Source organism: Protofrankia coriariae (assembly GCF_001017755.1).
Taxonomy (GTDB): Bacteria; Actinomycetota; Actinomycetes; order Frankiales; family Frankiaceae; genus Protofrankia; species Protofrankia coriariae.
Map to the genome: position 1 here is coordinate 13064 of NZ_JWIO01000035.1, position 16679 is coordinate 29742.

At 69.6% G+C, this 16679-nt stretch carries 11 protein-coding genes and 1 pseudogene; all 12 read right to left on the reverse strand.

Annotation, left to right across the window (positions count from 1 at the left end):
• Window positions 1-1171 (reverse strand): annotated as a pseudogene (locus FrCorBMG51_RS18615) (class I tRNA ligase family protein); the annotation flags it as partial.
• Window positions 1168-1569 carry a cupin domain-containing protein gene (locus FrCorBMG51_RS18620; protein ID WP_047224338.1) on the reverse strand — a complete coding sequence of 134 codons (402 nt, stop codon included), beginning with the start codon at window positions 1567-1569 and terminating at the stop codon, window positions 1168-1170. The pseudogene FrCorBMG51_RS18615 and the gene FrCorBMG51_RS18620, both read right to left, overlap by 4 nt.
• Entirely contained in the window at window positions 1569-2426 is an 858-nt protein-coding gene (locus FrCorBMG51_RS31700; protein WP_268760580.1) for a SidA/IucD/PvdA family monooxygenase, read from the reverse strand. The genes FrCorBMG51_RS18620 and FrCorBMG51_RS31700 overlap by 1 nt, the downstream gene beginning before the upstream one ends.
• Entirely contained in the window at window positions 2395-2880 is a 486-nt protein-coding gene (locus FrCorBMG51_RS32660; protein ID WP_200902503.1) for a SidA/IucD/PvdA family monooxygenase, read from the reverse strand. Before FrCorBMG51_RS32660 ends, FrCorBMG51_RS31700 begins: the two co-directional genes overlap by 32 nt.
• A gap of 295 nt (window positions 2881-3175) precedes the next feature.
• Window positions 3176-4444, reverse strand: coding sequence for an MFS transporter (locus FrCorBMG51_RS18630; protein WP_052914833.1), 1269 nt, complete (start codon window positions 4442-4444; stop codon window positions 3176-3178).
• A 117-nt stretch (window positions 4445-4561) separates the two neighbouring features.
• The gene (locus FrCorBMG51_RS18635; protein WP_083731236.1) at window positions 4562-5392 is read right to left on the reverse strand and encodes an isocitrate lyase/PEP mutase family protein; all 831 of its coding nucleotides are present in this window, start codon (window positions 5390-5392) and stop codon (window positions 4562-4564) included.
• 385 nt (window positions 5393-5777) lie between these two features.
• Window positions 5778-6617: a dimethylargininase gene (gene ddaH / locus FrCorBMG51_RS18640; RefSeq protein WP_047224351.1), complete on the reverse strand. Its 840-nt coding sequence runs from the start codon at window positions 6615-6617 to the stop codon at window positions 5778-5780.
• 461 nt (window positions 6618-7078) lie between these two features.
• The gene (locus tag FrCorBMG51_RS18645) at window positions 7079-8722 is read right to left on the reverse strand and encodes an NB-ARC domain-containing protein (RefSeq protein ID WP_157180569.1); all 1644 of its coding nucleotides are present in this window, start codon (window positions 8720-8722) and stop codon (window positions 7079-7081) included.
• Between the two features lie 170 nt (window positions 8723-8892).
• Window positions 8893-9273, reverse strand: a complete 381-nt coding sequence (locus tag FrCorBMG51_RS28530) for a hypothetical protein (protein WP_157180570.1) — start codon at window positions 9271-9273, stop codon at window positions 8893-8895.
• 355 nt (window positions 9274-9628) lie between these two features.
• A complete protein-coding gene (locus FrCorBMG51_RS18650; RefSeq protein WP_047224341.1) occupies window positions 9629-9817 on the reverse strand; it encodes a hypothetical protein in 189 nt (62 codons plus the stop codon).
• 1196 nt (window positions 9818-11013) lie between these two features.
• Window positions 11014-13665, reverse strand: a complete 2652-nt coding sequence (locus FrCorBMG51_RS25560; RefSeq protein WP_157180571.1) for a putative bifunctional diguanylate cyclase/phosphodiesterase — start codon at window positions 13663-13665, stop codon at window positions 11014-11016.
• 772 nt (window positions 13666-14437) lie between these two features.
• On the reverse strand, window positions 14438-16363 hold the full coding sequence (locus FrCorBMG51_RS33195; protein WP_162233244.1) for a helix-turn-helix domain-containing protein: 1926 nt from the start codon (window positions 16361-16363) through the stop codon (window positions 14438-14440).
• Window positions 16364-16679: the final 316 nt, after the last annotated feature.

A 16679-nucleotide genomic window follows, 5' to 3' on the forward strand; every position in this document is an offset into this window, starting at 1 on the left:
GCTCGACGAGACGCGAGCGGGTGATCCGGGCCAGTGCCTCGCGGCTGAAGTTGGTGCGCTGGAACTCCGGGCTGGTCGTGGCCAGGTGGAACCGGATCAGGTCCCTCGGCACCTCGGCCGCCAGGTCCCGTCCCCCCACCACATGGCCGCGGCTGGTGGAGAACTTCGCGTTGTCCAGCTCGTAGAACTCGTTGGTGAGGAACAGCTCCGGCAGGTCGTAGCGGCCGTCGTGCGCCAGCAGCATCGCGATCCCGGCGACCGCGAACGGGTAGATGTTGTCGAAGCCGAGGAAGTAGACCACGGTCGAGCCGGCCCCGGCCAGCCACAGCTCGTCCTCGGCGGCCAGGGGTGTGCCCCGGCGCTCGGCCGACAGCGCGGAGCAGTACATGCTCCACGCCATCGGCTCGGCGTTCGGATTGATCACCTGTCCGGTGACCTCGGGGAAGAGCGCGGGGATGCCCCAGGAGCCCGGATAGGTGACCGGATAGTCCGGCAGCGGCCGGGAGAGCATCTGCTGGACGGCCTGCGCCATGTGCGGGCGCATCATCGCGGCGTGGCCGGCGAAGTAGTCGCGCAGCCCGTCCCGGTACTCCTCCATCGGCAGCACCAGGACCCGCGCCTGGCGCGACCGCACCGGCTCGTCCGGGTACATGGTCGAACGCGGGTTGAGCAGTTCCCCGGCGGGGACCGGATGGGCGCAGCTCTCGCACAGCCCGGCGCACCCGTCGGCCAGGCAGACCGGGCAGCTTCCGCGCACGTACCCGTCCACCAGGTACTGCCCGGTGCGCGGCAGGTACGGGAACGTCATCGTCCGCAGCCGGAGCTTCCCGGCGGCGTACAGCCGCTCCAGGAAACCCCAGACCATCTTGGTGAACCGTTCGTCGACGCTGGTGAAGCCGTCGACCCCGATCCCCGCCGCCGCCAGGGACGCCTCCACCTGACGGGCGGAGCGGGCCACCAGCCGCGTCGGCGTCGTGCCCAACCGGTGGGCCGTGGTCACCACGTAGCTCGGGGTGTCCTGGATGCCGGTGCCGAAGATCACTTCACGGCCGGTCGCGCGCGCGTACCGGGTGTACACGTCGGCCGCCAGGAACGGGCCCGCCAGATGCCCCAGGTGCAGGTCGCCGTTTGCGGTGGGAGCCGGCGAGATCACCACTGTCCGCCCGGTCATGACGCCTTCCTCCCGAGCGCCCCGGGACGGTTCTCCCCGGGCTTCTCAAGACGGCGCAGGAAGTTGACCGCCATCTCGCCGTCCCACCAGAGGCCGTAGTACTCGAAGGCCTCGGTGCTGTCGTTGACAACCTGGTGGGTGCTGCCGGGCGGCAGGTGCGCGATGTCGCCCGCGGCGAACTCGTACCGCTCGCCGTCGACCAGCAGCGTCGAGCTGCCCGCCATGGCGATGAAGATCTCGTGCTCGTGGTGGGCGTGCGCGGTCGAGACGCCGCCTGGCCGCAGCACACACCAGGCGCCCTCGAACGGCGCGTTCAGCGCCGGCCAGGGCAGCAGCCGCTGCGAGTCGAGACCGTAGGCACGGGTCAGGTTCGCCCGGTCCAGTCTGCGGATCTCCATCACGCGCTCCAGGCCACCGATGTCGCCACCGATGCCGCACGCCGGTCGAGCAGGTCGGCGAGGATGTCCTGGGAGCGGTGGGCGAGCACGCTGATCAGTGAGTCCGAGATGCCGTGGGTCCGCTCGTTGACGCCCTGCAGGTACACCGCGCCCCATGCCGAGTCGTCCAGGTCGACGCGGTAGCGCCGGTTGACCGTGATGTCGGCCAGGCCCAGCCGCCCGGCAAGGTCCCGCACCAGCGCGGGCATTCTCGGCTCGTACCCGGTCCCCAGCAGCACCAGGTCGCAGCGCAGCGGCTCGACCTTGCCGCTGCGGCGGTCCCGCAGTTCCAGCACGACGTCGTCGCCGTCGACCCGGGCGCTGATGATCTCGGTCATCGCCCGTACCGCGGATCGCTGCTTTCCCAGCATCTTCTGCTGGTAGAGCATCGAGTACAGCTCGTCGAGGAAAGGCTCGGCCAGGCCGGCGTAGTTCGTCAGATGCATTTCGTGGAGAATCTCCGCGCGGATCTCGGGTGCGCTGTCGAAGAAGTCGTCGACGAAGGAGGGGAAGAACAGCTCGTTGACGAACTTGCTCGTCTGGTAGTTCTGCAGGCCGACGGAGCGCACCAGCAGGGTCGGCCGGCTCAGCGGAAGGTCCTGGTGCAGCGCCATGAACATCTCCGCCGCGCTCTGCGCGCCGCCCACCACCACGGTCCGCAGCGGCCGGTCGGCCGGCACCTGCGCGATACGGGTGCAGTACCTGGTGCTGTGGATCAGCCGGTCGGCGGGCAGCTCGCGGAAGACGTCGGGGACGTGGGGATCGCGGCCGGCGCCGATGACGAGGTCACGGCACCGTATGGTGCCGCCGTCGCTCAGGGTGACCGTCCATCCGACTACCGTGCTGTCGGCGGCCCGCCGGGGCTCNGGCGGCCCGCCGGGGCTCGATCCGCTCGACCCGGGCGCCGTAGCGGATGCCGACGTGCTCCAGGGAGTCCGCAACCCACTGCTGGTAGTTCGACAGCTCCCAGCGGAACGGGTTGAACGTGCCCAGGTTCACGAACTCGTCCAGCCGGCCCTGCTCGTGCAGGAAGTTCAGAAAGGTGAACCGGCTCCGCGGGTTGTGCAGGGTCACCAGGTCCTTCAGGAACGACACCTGGCTGCGCGCCCAGGGCAGCAGCAGGTTGCGTTGCCATTTGACGTCCGGATACTGCTCCAGCAGCAGGGTGTTCTCCGCCAGCTCCCGTACGCCGGACTCCTCGATGCCGATCGCCAGCGCCAGGTTCGCCGGCCCGGCACCGACAGCCAGTATGTCAACCTCTTGGTCGGTCAAAATCCCACTCCGATCACCGTGGTCCTGTTCGTCTCAGCCGGTCTCGGTTCACCGGTACGTGTCGGTTCACCGGCACAACACAATTCAATACGACAGGATCATTGATCGAAAGGATTGGTCGACGAAGACAATCAAATGCGCGGGACGGCGAGGCACGAAATAACGCCGCCCGACGCGGGCGGCGTTATCCGGCGTACCATCTTCTCGACGTGCCACGTTCTTTTCAGCGGGCCATGTTCCGTTCCGAACGTCAGGTTCCGCTCAGCACCATGTTCTGTTCAGCACTGTGCCCTGTTCAGTGCGCCGCTGCTTTCTGTTGCGCCGTTACTTTCCGTTCGGCGCGTCCCACGTTCTCCCGCATGCCCACCAGCGCGCACAGCGCGGCGATGACGCCGACGACACCGCACAACAGCCAGACTCCGTTGGCCAGCCGCTCCCACGCGAGTACGCCGAGAACCGGCCCGAGCGCGAGGCCGAGCCCGAACGTCGCCTGGTGCACGCCGATGTAGCGGGCCTTCACCGCGGCCGGGAACCTGGCCGGATGCGCGAACATCGTGGGCCCGTTGATCATCACGCCGGTCACGAACACCACCGTGCTGACGATGATCAGCGCGGCCGAGTCGGTGGCGAGGCCGTACGTGGCGAGGCCGACCCCCATGACCACGGTGCCGAGCGCGCCCACGAGATTCGGCCGCCAGCTCCTGACGTACGAGGTGATCTTCAGCTCGCACAGGATCAGGGTGACGGATGACGTGGCGAGCGCAGCGCTGTACAGCGCGGCCGGATGGCCGTCATCGGAGATCTTCAGTGGCAGCGCGACCACGTACTGCATATAGATCATGGAACCGAGCAGCACCGAGGCCAGGAAGAACAGGTAGTTGCTGTCCCGCAGCGGCACACCGTACCCGGACCGTCCGCCCCCGGCCGGTTTCGTCTCCTCCGGTGTGGCCGGCGTGTCGGGCAGGAAGGTGTGCGCGACCACCGCGTACACGAGCGCGGTGAGCGCGTCGAGCCAGAAGAGCAGGTTCCAGTCGAGCAGGATCAGCCCGGCGGCGATCAGCGGGCCCAGCGCGGCGCCGATGTTCAGCGCGGTCCGCATCATCGAGAACCCCATGACCTGGTGTTCTTCCGGCATGAGATCGCTGAGCAGCATCGCCGCCGCGGGCCGGTAGGACTGGGTGGCCAGACCGGCCAGCCCGACGGCGACGAATATGAGGCTGAACGCCGACAGGCCGCTCAGCCACGGGACGAGCCCCACGATCACGGCCGAGGTCACCATCGAGCCGGTGATGGTCGCCCGCGGGCCGATCCGCTGGGTCAGCTCCCCACCGAGCAGCGTGCCGAACACCGCGCCCACGCTGTATGCCGTCAGCGCGAGGCCGGCCTGGCCGACAGAGAATCCGCGAACCGTCAGATACAACACCAGGAATGTCTGCACAAACGCGCCCAGCTGGTTGACGAGCACGCCGCCCAGCAGGTACCTGACCGATGGCGGTGTCGCCCGCAGGGTCGCCAGCACTCCTGCCGAGGAATCCGCTTCCGCTGAATTCTTTGTTTTAGTCATCTGCGCCATGACTCGATCTCAGCAGAAGCGTTCGTTGACCGACAGGGTTGACCGGACCGGACAATCAATCGCCGGCCGCGCCGGCCGCGCCGACCATCGGCCGAACACGCCGACCGATCAGCTGAACAAACCGTTGATGCCGCCGAAGTCGAGGGCTCCCTCGAGCTCGGTGTAGGTACCCTTGACGAGCAGTTCGATGGCCGCGCGCTGGGCGACCGAGTACGCCGCCTGGCTGATGCCGGTACCGACGCTCACCCGACGCACGCCCACCGATTCGAACTCGGCGACGGTCGGGGCGCCCGGCCCGGCCATCACGTTGATCGGCAACGGTGACGCCGTCACCAGTGAGGCCACGACGTCCAGGTCGAGAAGACCCGGCACGAAGAGGCTGTCGGCGCCCGCCTCGGCGTAGGCCGACGAGCGGGCGAGCACGTCCGCCAGCCGCCCTTCGGGCTCGCCGATACCGAACAGGAAGACGTCGGTCCGTGCGTTGACCAGCAGCTCTGGCAGCCCTGCCCGCACCGCCGCGGACCTGGCGGCGCGAAGCCGCTCGGCCTGCGCGGCGACGTCGAACAGCGGGCCACCGGGGGCCCGCGAATCCTCGATGTTCACCCCGACCGCGCCGGCTGCGACAACCGCTTCGATGGTCGCCGCGACATCCTCGGACCCGGGGCCGTATCCCCCTTCCACGTCGGCCGTGACCGGGACGTCCACGGCGGCCACGATCCGCCGGACCTGCTCGACCGCTTCGGCCCGGGTCAGGTGCTGCCCGTCAGACCTGCCGACCGACCAGGCGACCCCCGCGCTCGTCGTGGCGATCACCTTCGCGCCCGCCCGCGCGATCAGCGCGGCGCTGGCGGCGTCCCACGCGTTCGGCAGCACCAGCACCCCGCTGGCGTGCAGCGAGCGCAACAGCTCCGCCCTGGTCCGCTGAACTGTCTCCACCATGATCTCTCACCCCTCGGTCATGTCGAGTCAGCCGTATCGAGCTACCCGACCGTTCATATAGACGAATGTGTCCCGGCGGGCCCGCGGGCAGAATCGACACGACATATCGACACGGCGGGGCAACACGACAGAGCGGTTCGGCGGAGCCGTCCGATACAGTCGTTCTGTATAGCCGTCGTCCGGTATAGCCATCACCCGGTATAGCCGTCGTTCGGTACAGCCGTTCGATCTCGGTGCCGAGCGCACCGGGCAACAACTGGCCAGCGTTTCGAGCATATACCCGGCCGGGTTGGCCGCGACCGATCGGGTCGTGCTGTCGACGGTCGCGCCAACCCGTGAATGCCAACAGGCAAACAGATCCTGACAACCGGTGGATCCGGCCGGCTCACCGGCCGCGCCGCGGTCCTTCGGTTTGTCCGGCGCGCAGCTCCAGGGTGCAGCACTTGACGCTGCCGCCGGCCTTGAGCAGTTCCGACAGGTCCGCGCCGATCGGCTCGAAGCCGCGCTCGCGCAGCTGGCTGATCAGCCCGGTGGCGGCCTGCGGCAGCACGACATGCCGTCCGTCGGACACGGCGTTGAGGCCGAACGCCGCGGCGTCGTCGTCGGACGCCGTGATGGCGTCGGGGTAGAGCTCCTCGAGCAGCCGGCGGCTGCCCGCGGAAAAGGCCTTCGGATAGTACATGACCGTGTCGTGGTCCAGTACGGCGAGCGCTGTGTCCAGGTGGTAGTAGCGCGGATCGACGAGGGTCAGCCCGACCACCGGCATACCGAAGAACTCCTGGGATTCCAGGTGCGCCTCGGTGTTGGTCCGGAAACCCGATCCGGCCAGCAGCCGCGGCCCGGCGAGAAGATAGTCGCCCTCGCCCTCGTTGATCCACCGTGCCTGCCGGACGTTGCGGTAACCGTGTTCCCGGAACCAGCGCAGGTAGGCGGCGGACTCCGGGCAGCGGTGCGTGTGCCGGAAGCGCGCGACAAGCGCCTGGCCGTTCACCACGGTCGCGCCGTTGGCCGCGAACACCATGTCCGGCAGACCGGACCGCGGCTGAAGCTGTTCCACCCGGTGCCCCAGCTCGAGATAGAGATTGCGAAGCCATTCCCACTGGGCGACGGCGACCTCGGTGAAGGTGGGTTTCTTGGGATCCATCCACGGGTTGATCGAGTACTCGACGTCGAAATACGTCGGCCTGACCATGAGATAGTGCCGCCTGGTGGCTGTACGTCGCACGCCGTCCTCCATACCGCCTGTGAGCGCTGTTCTGTCACCGTGCCACACCGGATGGCACGGCTGGCCGCAAAAATGGGACCGGTGTCCTGTGGGGGGCTTTGTCCAGACCGCCTGGAACCGGGCGTTCGGGTCATGGCGGGCGTCTCGTGGTATCGCGGGCAGCAGGGTGCGTGGCCCGATCCGTCGATGCCGTGCGCGTATGGCCGTGGCCGGGCTGTCCCAGGTGTGGCATCCGTATGACGCGACGGGACCCGGCCTGTCGGCCAGCAGCACCCTGACGCCGGCCAGCGGCGCGCCGCCGCCACCGCTGGCCATCTGTCGCGATCCGCATGGCACACCTCTTGCGGGTGAATACAGCATGTTGTACACAACACGAACTTCCGATATCCGGTGACGCGCATGTGCCGGCACCCGGCGACCTCCGTCGCCGGCGAGGCCGGTCCGTGCTTCATGCCGGACCATTACGCGTCGGCGACAACCGTTCGACTGGTTCGTGCACCATTCAAACCACACGTGACGTTGACCGGAAGGACCGCCGAATCCGAACAATCAACGTCGGACCTGGTGGCCGGCAGGGCTGGCAGCGCCGGCCCGACGTCGCGGCGGAGCGGTTCGAGCGACACCCTCCGCGCCCCACCCTCCACCAGCGAGACCGACAGCGGCTCGGCGTCCCGTTGCACGTTCCCGGCGAACGCGCTGAACAGCCTTGACACACTGTAACGGCCGGCGACACTGGCCCGCCGCAGCAGGCCGGCGTCCACCATCGACTCCAGCAGTTCGTCCGCCGACTCGATCGGTACGCCCATGTCAGCGGCGACACCGATCGCGGTCGCCCATCCCGCCCTGTTCCGGCCGAGCTGGTGGACGAGCGCCTGCCCGGCCGGCGACAGCAGCTGGTATGCCAGGGCGAACCGGTCCCGCACGTTCACGTCGCCGACGCTGAGGATGTCCAGATGGATGTCATGATCAGCGAGCTGGCTGGCGGTGTACGCGATCGTCAGCTCCGGCCGGGCCGCTATCTTCCTGGCGACGATGCTGACGGCGAGTGGCAGGTCCTCGCACAGCTCGGCGACGGCGTCGGCGGCTTCGTGTTCCGCCCACACCCGTTCCGCGCCGGCCAGCCGGCCGATCAGTGTCATCGACTCCTCCCGGGTGAACGTGTCCAGATCGATCCGGTGCGTGCCGTCCAGCCCGAGCAGCCGCGCCCTGCTGGTCATCACGACCTGGCTGCGCGCGGTCTGCCCCAGCAGCGGCCGGACCCGCTGTTCGTCACGGACGTTCGCCAGCAGCACGAACAACCTGCGCTGAGCGAGCAGCGAGCGGTACAGACCGATCTGCTGCGCCGGATCGTCCGGCACGAGATGGGTGGGCACCCCCAGCGCGTGCAGGAAACCGCGCACAATGCTGTTCACGGGGCGGCTGGCCGTACCGCAGCCGCCGAGATCCGCGTAGAGACGGCCGTCCGGGAAGTCGGCGGACACCTCGTGGGCCAGCCGGAGCGCGAATGCCGTCTTGCCGATCCCGATCGGCCCGCTGACCAGCAGCGGCATCCTGGCCGGCCCGGCAAGGCCGATCAGCCGGGCCGCGGCAGCCAGTTCCCGCGCGCGGCCGACGAACGTGCTCGACCCCATGGGCAGTTGGGCGGGACGGACGAGACTGGTCACCGTACTGGTCGCCACATGCGTGACGGCCTGCACCCCGGCCAGGCCGAACAGGCTGTCGGCCGACAGGACGGACGGCTCCCGGTCGTCCTGGGAGCTGACCGCCACACCTACCTGGCCCACCTGGCCCAACTGGCCCAACTGGCCTGGTGGTTGACCTGCCTGGCCCGGTGGCTGGCCTGGCTGTCCGGCGATCTCCCGCCAGCGCCGCTCCCAGGCCACGGGGTCTCCCCCGCATGCGGACACGAACGCCAGCGTCACCGCGAGGGTGGGCAGCCGGTGGCCGCTGGCCGCGCTGGACAGCACGGACGGCGCGAACAATGCGGTACGGGCGAGTTGCCGGTAACTTGGACTGCCTGCGCGCTTCCGTAGCGCGCGCAGATCGCGAGCGAATTCGGCGATCGGGCCGTTGGCCGCGTCCAACGGCCTCTCGGGCCTGCCCATGTCCATCCCTCTCCTGGCGTCACATAATTTCCGGTCCGCTACTTCGGGTCTCCGGTGAGCCGCTTCCTGAAATCCTGGTACGACACCTCCACCGTCATGGAAATCCCGTCCGGACAGCTCACGTCAGTGACTCGTGACCCCGGCCCCGACACACGTAGGGCGAACATTTTTCAGCATCGTCCCAACAAGGCTCGCAACAGCGTGTCGGCCCACGACGAAACATGTTCCGTATCACCTGGCCCAGAGTTCCGAAAATCCTTGCACAGCCGTTTTTCATATCGCCGGAACAGCGTACGTGGCTGAGAGCGGTTCGGGGCTTCCTGTTTAGCGGTGACGGCGGGGCGGCGCTCGACCAAACCTGCCAGGAAACTACCGGACAGAGTGAAATTGGAGGTGACGGCCGGATATCTGACCAGCCATTTCTCCATGTCCCGAGCGCCGCGGGTGGGCAAACTACCCAGGTCGGTGCGAGGCTGCTGGCCGGCGCACCGGACAGCGATCTCGTCAATGAACATCATGGCATCTCCGTGCGATGCCGGAGCAAACACCACCAACAACCTCCCCCGTTCGGCTCCCAGCGTGGCAAAGGGGTTTGCCGCGCCGCTCCGGGCGTGACCCCGGGTACACCGTAAGGTACCGGTCACCGGAACACGGTCGGCCGCGGAACACCTGGTTGCTCGGCCGCCGCACGTGCCGGCATGCCATTTCCCCAACGGTGGGCCCGGCCAGCCCGGCCTGGCGCCCTCGACCGGTTCCCGGAACAACTTCCTGGATCAACGCCATCAGCTCGAACTTCTTTTCCCCGGACGGCACATGACACGTGGCTGCCATGAGCTCGGTAACACCGGACCCGAAATGATAAAAGGGCCTCTGCCAGGAGAGGCCGGACAGGTGGATCACGTATGTTCAGTCCCGGCTGTTCGCGGCGGTGACGGCATCCCGTTCTCCGACACCGGCCCCGTGGAACGGCCCGGAGAATTCGACCGCCCAGCTGCCGGCCCTGGCGTACCCGGCCGCGCCGGTCAGCCCGACAGGTGTTCCGACCATCGAGCGCAGGCTGGTCGTGGTCACGGGACGCACCAGTCCTGCCGTCATGATCGTTCTCCTTTCCCGTCCGGACGCTCGCGCGTATGCGGTGGGAGCCGGGGTTCGCTCTCGCCCCGCCGAGGACGCCGGGCCAGGATGAACCGGGCCAGGAGGACACCGGCCAAACGGCATGGACGACGGACGGCGGCGCCGACCCGTAACGGAACCACCATTATCGAAACTACTACCATTGGTGCACCGATTATTAATACTTCGACGGAGCGTGACAACCCGTCAGTCGGCTATCCGACACAGATCACGCGGACGACTGACAAGAAATCCCGAAAGAAAATATGATCAATGCTGCAACCTGCGACGACGCGCGCCGTCCATGATCAGGAGAGGAATTTTCGACCGGCCCCTGATTCCTCGCCGGCCGCTCTCTCCTTCAGCGTATTTTCAGTATCATCTTCACCCTGACATGATCAGGACTAGATTAGCGAGACGACAACACGCACGAACGCCCGGGGCGCAGCCGGCCCGGCTTCGTGCCGGGGCACTCCTCGAACAGCGCTTCCGGCCCGATACGCCGAGCTCGAACCCGGCGGGACAGGCGCTACAAGTGATGACATCGGGTGATATGATCCCTCACGACGAGGATCCCGGTTCGGGATGATTCCTTGGTTCGGGGTGGTGCCTGTTGCCGGCGCAGGCCACAACAACGACTTCTTTTCCGTGGTGTTGTCTGCAACTCGGGAAAAAGGCCGGCCCGGCGAGTTGATGGTCGAATGATCAGGGGCGTGTGGACGCGGGACAGCCACTCCGGGCCAGCGTGCTCCCAGCCGTCCCGGCAGCCTCCCGGCGCAGTGCCGCCGACGAAGGCCCGACTGCCGCACTCGACCAGCCCCGGTGCCTGAATCCTCGGGCAGACAAATCCTCGGGCCGACGCCGCCCTTCGACCCGTCACCGTATTTCTGAACGCCGCCCGACCGGCGGCGGTGTCAAGGATGTCGACACCGTACCCACCGCTCCCGATGGCTGTTGCCACGGCTGGAGCAGTAATGTGGCGGACCCGGGCCGCAGGAGGGCGAAAAACCACGCCACCGCGCCGTTCACGCCCGCGTTCGCCCACCTCCCGACGGTGTTCGGGACACGCGTGGGGTCGCGCGGCGGGACGAATCAGACAGGCGTGCCAACCGGGTTTCACCGATTGGTAGCAGCATTCACACGACGGTGTGTTGTTTGTTCAGAGGCGGGATTTCGGGTCAGCAGCGTTCGATGGCGATGGGCTGCCAGTCGAGGGGGGCCGGCAGGTCGGGTTGCGGGCTGGCGAGGAGACGGCCCTGGACGAGGTCGCAGCGCAGCGTCTGGAGCGCGGCGAGCTGTTCGGGTGTTTCCACGCCGTTGGCGACGGCGGTGAGGCCGAGGGTGTGCGCGAGGCCGATGACGGCGGCGACGACGGCGTGCTCGGCGGGGTCCTCGGTCATCCGCGCGACACACCTTTTGTCGATCTTGAGGCCGTCGAGGGGTGCGCGGTGCAGGCAGCTCAGTGACGAGTAGCCGGCACCGAAGTCGTCGACGTACAGGCTGACCCCGCGGGCGCACAGGTCGCGCAGAGCGGCGGTGACGGCGGGGACGTCGTCGGCGAAGGCGCTCTCGGTGATCTCCAGGCCGAGCTCGTAGCGGTCGTCGGCGTTGGTGGCCTCCAGCAGCGCGATGATCTCGGACAGGAAACGGGGATCGGCGAGCTGACAGGCCGAGACGTCGACGGCGATCCGCGGCGCCACACCGGCCGGCAGCTTCGGCGCCCACCTGCCGGCCGTCCGGCAGGCCATCTCCAGGACGCGGCGGCCGAGCGGAACGATCAGCCCGGTCTCCTCCGCCACGGCCAGGAACGCGTCGGGCTCGAGCAGGCCGCGTTCGGGATGCTGCCACCTCAGCAGGGCCTCCACGCCGGTGAGCTCGCCGGCCATGTTCACCACCGGCTGGTAGAACAGCCGCAACTCGTCGGTGACGAGCGCACGGCGCAGGTCGTTCCCGGTCCGCATGCGGCGCCGGGCCCGGGCCCGCATGGTCTCGTCGAAAACCATGTGGCAGCTGCGGCCCTGCCGTTTGGCGGCGTACATGGCGATGTCCGCAGCGCGCAGGATGTCCTCGGGGTCGGACAGCTCCGGGCCGGAGACGGCGATGCCGACGCTGGCAGTCACGGTGATGGTCCGCTCACATGCCGTCCTGGGGATGGCCAGCGTGCTGACGAGGCGTTCGGCGACCGCCTCGACGCAGGACGCGGACGTGATGTCCTCACACAGGATGGCGAACTCGTCGCCGGAGAACCGGGCGACGGTGTCGCCGGGGCGGACGGCCCGGCGCAGCCGCCCCGCCACCTCGCGGAGCAGGTCGTCACCGGCATGATGACCCAGCGAGTCGTTCACCGTCTTGAAGCCGTCGAGGTCGACGAACAGGACGGCGACCCGACGCGGCCGGTCGCCCCGGGCGCCGGTGAGCGCCTGGTGGAGCCGGTCGAGCAGGGCGGTGCGGTTGGGCAGCCCGGTCAGCCCGTCGTGCAGGGCCCGGTAGCGAGCGTCGGCGGCGCGGGCCCGCTCCACCTCACCGGCCCGCGCGACCACCACCGCGGTCGAGATCTGACCGGCCAGCAGCTCGACGAAGTCACGGTAGTCGTCGTCGGGGGCGAGCCGGTCGTTGACCCCGACGAGCAGCAGGCCGATGGCCAGCCCGTCGCAGCCCTCGGCGAGCGGCGCGGCGATCGCCGAGGCCGGTGGCCGGCAGCCGCTGGCCAGCCGGATCGGGAACCGGCCGGGCAGTCCCCGGACAGGACGCGCCTGGCCGGAGAACAGCGCGTCGGCCAGCTCGGGGAGGGGGGCCTCGGCACCGAGCGCGCCGAGACGGTCGATGTCCCGCGGGTCACCGGCCAGGCCGCAGGACGCCGCCGGCCGCAGCACCGGCTGCTGCGCGTCCGGGTCGCGCATCAGCAGGACGCTGTAGGAGACGTCCGCGGGATACCGGCCGAGCACCTCGATGACGCGGGTGCACACCTCCCACGGGTCGTACGAGTCCGCGGTGGCGGTGGCGAGCTCGCGCAGGCAGGCAAGCCGCCGGGTGGCGAACACCTGGCGGGTCGTCTCCCGCCCCGTCGCCATGACAGCGGCCACGCCGCCGTCGCCCATGACGTCCCGGACCGGGCTCAGGGAGAGAGTGAAGTGGCACTCCTCCTGATATCCGCGGCGGTCGAGCAGGAGGAGCTGGTCGTCCGTGCTGACGGCGGCGCCGCCGGCGAGCACCCGCTCGAGCGCCGGACCCATGATCTCCCAGGTCTCCGGCCAGACCTGCCGGAACGGCCGGCCCAGGGAGCGTGGATGTTTGTGGCCGAGGATCGGCAGGTAGGCGTCATTGTAGATCATGATGAGCTCGGGCCCCCACAGGAGCGCCTCGGGAAAGGCCGAGTCCAGGCAGATGCTCACTGCCATCCGCAGGGTGGAGTTCCACTCCTCGGCCGGGCCGAGCGCGGTGCCGGCCCAGTCCGTGGCCGCTGCCAGCCGTCCCATCACGCCTCGGGTGGCGAACATCCGGCCGTCCGCGCCGCCGGTACCGTCCACGCCGATGCCGTTCAGGCCAGTGTCCAGACCGGTATCCAGAGCGGTGCCGTCCAGCCCTGCGCTGCTCTGGCGAACGCCGGCCAGAGCGGCGCTGCTCGGGCAGAGACCGTCCGAGCCGGCGGTGTGCGGGCCGACGGCACGCAGGTCGACGCCGTCCGGGTTGGCACCGTCCGGGTTGTCCCTGGCAGCATCCACCGTGTCCATGGTGTCTGCCGAGAGCACCGTGTCCACCGGAGCCACGGCGTCCACTGGAACCATGGCGCCCGGGCCCCGGCCCCGGCCGATGTGTGGCCGCGCGGTCACCGTGACGCCTCCGGTATTAACGGAATATGGTGGATTCGAGCGTCCTGAACCTCCCCCCGCCGCGCGGCTGACACGGATGGGGCTGCCGGGCTTGCGGCGTCGCGGGCCGGCACAGACACGCGCGAACTACAATAAGTAACAAATATGCTACCGATAGTCATAGTGTCCTTTGCGTCGAAGCTACGGACACCGCGGGGCGTCTGCCTGCTGCGGCACCCGCGAGCCGGCCGTAGTGGGTCCATCGAAGAACCCGACCGGGGCGCCAGCCACCATTCCCGGCCGAGGGTAGTGACGGGAACATCGACGTGGCGCAAGCGTGTGCGCTCGGCTAGGCTCTTCGCCCGAAAATCGGGGCGTCTTGCCGAGGCTACTCCTTCTTCTGGCCGTCGGCAGTTCCTTCTTCCGGCCCTGGCGGTGCGTCCCGGCCCGTCTCCAGCGGTCCATCCGGCCCCCGCCCCGGGCTGCCGGCCATCGGACGGCCACCAGCCGGCTACCAGGGCAGTGCGGTCCGTTCACGCTTTCGCCGGCTTCGGCCGGTTTGTCCCGGGGATCTGGTTCCCGGCTGTCGAGGCGGGGCCGGTGGCACGATCGGCCTGGTCGTGCTCGCCTCCTGGCAGCCCTCTCCCGGCGGCCCTCTCCCGGCGGTGGGCGCGGAGCGTCGGGGTGAATCCGGCGTCGTAACGGGTCGTCCTGTGCCTGGCTCTGCCCCCGCCCGGCCGGGTAAACCCGCTCCGGGCCCGCTCCGCGCCCGCCCAGCTCGGGTTTACCCGGCTCAGACGTGCAGGATCACCGGGAGGTCCGCGCGCCCGCTGACCCGCAGCTTGCGGTAGGCGCGGGTGAGGTGCTGCTCGACGGTGCTGACCGTGATGTAGAGCTTCTTGGCGATCTCACGGTTCGTCCGGCCGGAGGCGGCGAGCATCGCGACCTGCAGTTCGGCGGCCGACAGCGTCGCGACGGCCCCGCCGTAACCGGAGGCGTCCTCCCCGCCGCGGTCGGTCAGCCGCAGCCGCAGCGGCTCGGCGCCGCACTCCTGCGCGAGCTGCACGGCCCGACGGGTGATCATTCGGGCCTTGGTCAGCTCGCCGGCGCGCCGGTGGGCGTCACTGAGATCCGCCAGCGCATAGGCCAGTTGCAGCCGGTCACCGCGTTCCTGGAGGATGTCGACGGCTGTCAGCAGCACCGCGGGGCGTTCCCGGGGCTCCAGGGTGGCGGCCAGCGCGCGCAGCCCCATCCCGCGCATCCGGGCGCCGCCGGGACGGGTCAGATGCTCCTCGGCGAGCGCCCGGCCCTCGGCGGCCCGGCCCAGGCGCGCCAGGGTGAGCGCCGCCTCGACCCGCCACGGCACGAACGACGGCAGGTCGATCTCCCAGGCGGTCATCAGACGCCCGCAGGTCAGCAGGTCGTCGAGCGCGGCGTGCAGCCGTCCGGACGCCAGTCGTTGCTGGCCACGCGCGTAGAGGTACTGCAGGCCGAAACGGGTCTGGAACATCGCGTCCGGGATCGGCGCGGCGACCTGGTCGGCGATGTGGTCGCCGGCCTGATCATGGGAGTGATCGCAGGACTGGTCGCGGGCCTGGTCGACGAGGTTGCAGCCGGTGACCGTCGAGGCCATGATCAACGCCGACAGCGGCCGGCCGACGCCGACCCCCCACGTCCACGCGGGGATGAGCGTCAGCGCCTCCCGGGCGTGACGCTGCGCCGCCGGCGCGTCGCCCTGGTGCACCGCGATCTCCGCGCGGATGCCCGAGAGCATCGCCTGCCACGTCGGCGCCCGCCGCAGCGCGGCATCGCGCAGGAACTGGTCGCACCAGGGCGCGGCGATGTCGGCACGTTCGGCGTAGACCAGCACGAGCAGCGCCCACTCCAGCGAGCCCAGGGTCATGTCGTCGAGAGGGGTGGCCTGCAGCACCCACTCGGCGGTACGGACCGTGTCCTGGTTGGAGCCGGCGCGCAGGACGTCGGTCAGCGTCGTCACGGACGGCAGCTGGGGGCCGTCGGTGACGGTTGTGGCCACGCTCGGCTCGGCCGTCTTCGGGCACCAGCCGTCCGCGCCGTCGAACGAAGCGACCCTGGCAGACAGCGGCGGATGGTTCGCCTGCAGGTACTCGCGGATGAGGTCGAGGCCGGCCAGCGACTGCGCGTCGAGCCGGTCGCGCCGTGCCTCCATCTGACGCAGGCCCGCGGTCGCGTCGTCCTCACGGCCGTGCCACAGCAGGAGCCTGACCAGTGGGATGGCGTGCTGGTCCGGCAGTTCCCCGGTGAGCAGTGCCGGGACCAGCGGCTCCACGTGCCGCAACGCCGCCCCGGGGTTGATCCGCCACTCGACGCGGGCCCGCAGCAGCGCGACCGTCGCGCGCTGGTCGTCGTCCTGGCAGGCCAGGCCGGCCAGCCGCAGGCACTCCAGGGCACGCCCCGCCTCGTCGCGGCCGAGGGCGGTCACGGCCGCCCGGCACAGGACGTCGAGCCCCCAGGACTCACCGGCGTGCTCCGCCGCGACGAGGTGGACCGCGACATCCTCCGCCGGGGCGCCGCTGCTGTACAACAGCGCGGCGGCACGGCGGTGCAGCGTCGTGTGGGCCGGGCCGTCCAGGTCGGCCAGGACGGCGGCGCGCGCCGCGGCATGCCGGAAACGGCCGGCGCGTAGCACACCGGCGTCCTCAAGGGTGTCGAGGACGCGGGTGGGAATCGGGCCGGCCACCGTCGGGTCGGTGCCGGTCGGACGGGCGCCGGTCGGATAAGTGCCGGTCGGGTCGGTGCCGGTCGGACGGGCGCCGGTCGGACGGGTACCGGTCGGATAGGTGCCGGCCGGGTCGGCGTCGAGCAGCCGTGGGAGCAGGTCTGCCGAACCGGCCTCCTCCAGCACCGCAAGCCCCCGGGCCACCCGCAGCAATGGCTCCCCCCCNCGCCGCCGCGGCGCAGGCAGGTCAGCACCGCCTTGCCGAACGCCTCACCGGGGGCCGGTCGGGCCGGCTGCCCCGCCGGCACCGGCGTCGGGGCGGAGGTGGCCGGCAGAT

Bases quoted from the DNA above. Each gene is read 5' to 3' on its own strand.
- FrCorBMG51_RS18620 (WP_047224338.1), bottom strand. From the start codon at position 1,569: ATGGAGATCCGCAGACTGGACCGGGCGAACCTGACCCGTGCCTACGGT.
- FrCorBMG51_RS18630 (WP_052914833.1), bottom strand. From the start codon at position 4,444: ATGACTAAAACAAAGAATTCAGCGGAAGCGGATTCCTCGGCAGGAGTG.
- FrCorBMG51_RS18635 (WP_083731236.1), bottom strand. From the start codon at position 5,392: ATGGTGGAGACAGTTCAGCGGACCAGGGCGGAGCTGTTGCGCTCGCTG.
- FrCorBMG51_RS18645 (WP_157180569.1), bottom strand. From the start codon at position 8,722: ATGGGCAGGCCCGAGAGGCCGTTGGACGCGGCCAACGGCCCGATCGCC.
- FrCorBMG51_RS18650 (WP_047224341.1), bottom strand. From the start codon at position 9,817: ATGACGGCAGGACTGGTGCGTCCCGTGACCACGACCAGCCTGCGCTCG.